Annotated in this window: 4 protein-coding genes; all 4 read left to right on the forward strand. The window is 33.1% G+C overall.

Annotated features, from left to right (window positions below; all coding sequences use genetic code 11):
- Positions 1-1,032: serine hydroxymethyltransferase (gene glyA, locus MR593_RS03570; RefSeq protein WP_290686971.1), on the forward strand; the 1,032-nt coding region annotated here is incomplete at its 5' end.
- 718 nt (positions 1,033-1,750) lie between these two features.
- Positions 1,751-3,427 carry a TROVE domain-containing protein gene (locus MR593_RS03575; protein WP_290686973.1) on the forward strand — a complete coding sequence of 559 codons (1,677 nt, stop codon included), beginning with the start codon at positions 1,751-1,753 and terminating at the stop codon, positions 3,425-3,427.
- Between the two features lie 106 nt (positions 3,428-3,533).
- Positions 3,534-4,367, forward strand: coding sequence for an ADP-ribosylglycohydrolase family protein (locus tag MR593_RS03580; RefSeq protein ID WP_290686974.1), 834 nt, complete (start codon positions 3,534-3,536; stop codon positions 4,365-4,367).
- 124 nt (positions 4,368-4,491) lie between these two features.
- Positions 4,492-5,407: FGGY family carbohydrate kinase (locus MR593_RS03585; RefSeq protein WP_290686977.1), on the forward strand; the 916-nt coding region annotated here is incomplete at its 3' end.

Below are 5,407 nucleotides of genomic sequence, written 5' to 3' on the forward strand. Positions count from 1 at the left end.
TGTATAGAAAGAGCTAAAGCAGCTTTCGGTTGCGAATATGTAAACGTACAAGCTTATTCAGGTGCAACTGCAAACTATACAGCATTTAATGCAGTATTAGACCCAGGGGATAAAATATTAGCGATGAGACTTGTCCACGGCGGACATTTAAGTCATGGTTCAGAAGCAAACTTTATGAGTAAAATATTTAACTATAAACACTATGGTGTAAATGATGACGGTGTAATCGACTACGACCAAGTTGAACAAATGGCAAAAGAATTTAAACCTAAAATGATAATAGCAGGAGCTAGTGCTTATCCAAGACTAATAGATTATAAGAGATTTAGAGAAATAGCTGATGAAGTAGGAGCTTATTTATTAGTAGATATGGCTCATATTTCAGGACTTATAGGAGCTGGTGTAATCCCTTCACCAATCCCATACGCAGACTTCGCTACATCTTCTTGCTCTAAAACAATATGCGGTCCTAGAGGTGGATTCGTAATGTGTAAAGAAAAATATGCTAAACAATTAAATAGAGCTACATTCCCAGGAACATTAGGCTCTATCCAAATAAATGGTATAGCTGCAAAAGCAAACATGTTCAAGAGAGTTAGAGAACCAGAATTTATAGCTACAATGCAAAGAGTTCTAGACAATGCAAAAACTTTAGCAAAAGAACTAGAAAAGAGAGGCTTCAGAATAGTAAGTGGTGGAACTGACAACCATATAGTATTAGTTGACTTAAGACCAAAAGGAATCACTGGTAAACAATTTGACCAAACTCTAGAAAAAATAGGTATAACAGTTAACAAAAACACTATACCAAACGATCCAGAAAAACCATCTGTAACAAGTGGTGTTCGTATAGGTCTTACTGCAACATCTGAAAGAGGATTCGGCGCAGCTGAAATGGCAGAAATAGCAGATATCATGAATACTGTAGCTGAAAACATAGACAATCAAGAAGTTCTAGACGAATGTAAAGCTAAAGCTAGAGCATTAGCTGCTAGATTCCCATTATATCCAGAAGGATATTTTGAAGACTAATTTGTGATAATAGTTAAATACGATAATTAAATAAAAATTATTATATACATGGCGGACTTGTTAAAAAGTCCGTCTATTTTGTTTTGAAAAAATGACATAAAGCTAGAATAATAAATTTTGAAATTTGTTTAAAATGGAAAAATTTTTCTTGCTAAAATAAAAATCTATGATATAATTCATAATATAAAAATTTAAAAATAAAGGTCTATAGTGGAATCTATGAGTTCATCGATAAACCTTCTAAGTTTATTTAATTTGATACTATTTTCTCATAGATAGTATTCGTAGACCTATCTTAATCAAATAAATATATACCTATAGCGGGAACTATGATTTCATCGAATACAGGGAATAAGAGTACATATTCAAAGAATATTTATAAACGCTAATGTGTTATATAGATATGAACTACTATATGCGTTAAGTAGAGATGAGCATGTCTATATAAATTAAATTTAATTAATTAAAATTAAATAAAATTTTTAAAACAAGTCATAGTCAATATTCGTAGGTATTTACAAATACTCATAAAGATATGGAGGGTCTTTTCTAAAGTACATACCGTAGTAATTCATTTAAAAAGAAAATTTAATAATTTTTGGAGAGATATTAGTTGGTTTTATTTTTGTGCAAATAAACAGAGATTTTGCATAGTATAGATGTGTATTTTTGTGCAAATTTACAACTAGTATAGTTTTTATTCAAGGAGGCCAGGAATATGAGTAAAATGAGCAAAGAAGTAAAAAAAATAACAAAAGAAAATTCTAATAAGGAAAAAGGTAGAGTAGAAAACTTTATGGGTGGATATTCTTATGAAATAAATCCTTTAGATACTATGAAGATGGTGACTGCATCATCTATATTTGGTGAGCCACAGTATTATATAGATGGGAAATTCTGTGAGTCAGGTTTAAAAAGAGAAATTAGAAATTCGATACACCATTTGTTTGCACCTTATTCAATGTTTGATATTTCATTAGTAAGTGATAAAACTACTAAGGAAATAATGGAAGAGGTTATCGATGATGCTTTGGAGTATGATTTTGAAGCGACTTTGAGATGGGCTAAGACCTTGAGAGAGGATTATTTTATGAGATTAAATCCTCAAGTAATAATGGTAAGAGCAGCTATGTCAAAGTATAGAGCTGAGTTTACTGAAAAACATCCAGGGCTGTTTGATGAGATAAATCAAAGTGTTATGAGAAGATGTGATGATCCGTTAAGTCAGTTGACTTACTACTTATATATAAACAAATCTAAAAATAATTTACCAGGAATTTTAAAAAAATCAATAAAAAAGAGATTAGAAAAGGCTCGTGCCTATGAATTAAAAAAATATAAAAATAAGGAAATAGGCGTGATAGATGCAGTTAGAATAACTCATGCAAATAGTAAGATTATAGATGAGCTTATGCAAACTGGCAATATACAGGTCGAACAAAACGATTTGACTTGGGAAAATTTAAGAGCAGGTGGCAAGTCGTGGATTGAAATTTTAGATACTATAAAAATGAATCATATGGCGCTTCTTAGAAATTTAAGAGGAATTTTTAAGGAGATAGATGATTTAGAAAAAACTAGAGAAATTATGGAAAACTTGAAAAAGGGCGTTAGAGGAGGCAAACAATTTCCATTTAGATATATGAGTGCTTATAAGGCTGTAGAAAGAGATCGTGGGATCAATAATAAGGGTGTAATTTTAGATGGATTAAATGAATGTCTGGATATTGCGTGTGATAATTTACCTAAGTTAAAGGGTAAATCAGCGTTTCTATCAGATAATTCAGGCTCCGCCTGGGGAACTTGCACATCAGAATTTGGGAAAGTTACAGTTGGGGAAATCGACAACCTAAGCTCAATGATAGGAGCTGTAAACTCTGATGATGGACATGTATTCGCCTTCGGCGACGAATTGATAGAGTATCCAGTTTCAAAAAGAACTGGCATCTTAACTCAATCTAAACATATGTCTAAATCAGCACGAAAAGATGTAGGATTTGCTACAGAAAATGGTGTATGGATATTTTTCAGAGATGCGATAAATAAAAAGCAGCATTGGGATAATATCTTCATATATTCAGATATGCAAGCAGGTCATGGCAGTCTTTATGGTACATCAAAAGGCATTGAAGAATACAAAGATCAAGGATATTGTATAGATAGATATATAGGATATGTTGATGTAGCGAAATTAATCGAGGATTATAGAAAATATGTAAATCCTAAAGTAAATGTATTCTCAATCCAAACAGCTGGCTACAAAAATGTAGTGGTTCCAGAGTATGGATACAGAACTAATATACTTTATGGATGGACTGGAAAAGAGCTAGTATTTGCCGATGCTATGATAAAGCTTTGGGATGAAATCGATAGTCGTGCAGAAGAAAATAATTAATACCTCCAAATAAATGAAAGCCCTGTAGAATATCGAGTATATTTTATAGGGCTTTTTCATTTAAGATAGGAAATTTTTGATAAAATATAAAAAAGGATGTGATTAGATGTATAAAATGTATGGAACAATAATTGGGGATATAGCTGGTTCTACATATGAGTTTAATAATATAAAATACTGCTTAGATAGCAAGAAATTGATAAATAAAAGAAGTGAGTTTACAGACGATACTGTGATGGCTTTAGCTGTTGCAAAGGGAATTTACAATGTGCTTAAAGATAAAAAATCGCCTGATATAATAGGACACAAGGATATACAAGATGAGTTGTATTTATCTATACAAAAAAATATGCAGGATTTCGGAGGAAGATACCCATATGCAGGCTATGGAGGAAACTTTGTAAAGTGGATATGTTCTGAAAATCCTAAGCCATACAACAGCTGGGGAAACGGTTCTGCTATGAGAGTTGCGTATTGTGGATGGATTGCAAATTCTCTAGAAGAAGCAGAGCTTTTAGCTGAGATATCTGCAAAAATAACACACGATCATGTTGAAGGTATAAAGGGAGCAAAATCGGTAGCTGGATGCATATTTTTACTTAGAAACGGAGCCACTAAGGAGGATATAAGAAACTATGTATCTAAGTATTACAAATTAGATTTTACTTTAGATGAAATCAGACCGACCTATAAATTTGATGTAAGCTGTCAAGGCTCTGTTCCGCAAGCAATAACAGCATTTCTAGAAGGAGAGGATTTCTGCAGTGTAATATCAAAGGCGATATCAATAGGTGGTGACAGTGATACGATAGCTGCTATAGCAGGCAGTATAGCTGAGGCATTTTATGAAATACCAGATTTTCTATACAATAGATCTATAGATAAGCTAGATAATTTTTTATTAGACGTTTTATATGATATCAATCAGCTTTTAGATTAATAAAAATAAAGAACTGAGTCCAAATTCAATAGGATTCAGTTTTTTTGTATAAATTTCTTACATTGTAAACTATAATAATATATAAATATAATTGTTATTTACAATGCATATGAAAGGAGAAGCTATGAGTAAATATATTATGGCGTTAGATGCTGGTACGACTAGCAATAGATGTATATTATTCGATAAAAAGGGTCAAGTAATCAGTGTGGCACAAAAGGAATTCACTCAATATTTTCCAAAGCCTGGGTGGGTAGAGCACGATGCAAATGAAATATGGTCATCTCAGCTAGGGGTGGCAGTTGAAGCTATGGCGAAAATTGGTGCGACTGCAGATGATATAGCGGCTATAGGGATAACTAACCAAAGAGAAACTACTATAGTTTGGGACAAAAATACTGGAGAACCTGTTTATCACGCTATAGTTTGGCAGTGCAGAAGAACTTCTGAATACTGTGACGAGCTTAAAAAAAAGGGTCTTACAGATAAATTTAGAGAAAAAACAGGTCTTATAATAGACGCTTATTTTTCTGGGACTAAGTTAAAATGGATTTTAGACAATGTAGAAGGCGTCAGAGAGAGAGCTGAAAAGGGAGAATTATTATTTGGTACAGTTGAAACTTGGCTTATATGGAAACTAACTAAAGGCAAGGTTCATGTGACTGATTATTCAAATGCTTCTAGAACTATGCTTTTTAATATTAAAGAATTGAAATGGGACGACGAGATTTTGGCGGAATTAAATATTCCAAAATCAATGCTTCCAGAGGTCAAACAATCTAGTGAAATCTATGGATACTGCGACTCTGCGTTTTTAGGAGGAGAAATTCCGATAGCAGGAGCAGCGGGAGATCAACAGGCAGCCCTATTTGGTCAAACCTGCTTCAAATCAGGTGAGGCAAAAAATACATATGGAACAGGCTGCTTCATGCTTATGAACACAGGAGAAACACCAGTTTTCTCAGAAAATGGGCTTGTAACTACTATAGCGTGGGGGCTTGACGGCAAGGTAAATTACGCTCTTGAAGGCTCAATATTTG

It is taken from the genome of Intestinibacter sp. (assembly GCF_022780145.1).
GTDB lineage: Bacteria > Bacillota > Clostridia > Peptostreptococcales > Peptostreptococcaceae > Intestinibacter.

What these genes read in the sequence shown, in the direction of transcription:
- MR593_RS03575 (WP_290686973.1), top strand. Translation starts at nt 1,751, where the DNA reads ATGAGTAAAATGAGCAAAGAAGTAAAAAAAATAACAAAAGAAAATTCT.
- MR593_RS03580 (WP_290686974.1), top strand. Translation starts at nt 3,534, where the DNA reads ATGTATAAAATGTATGGAACAATAATTGGGGATATAGCTGGTTCTACA.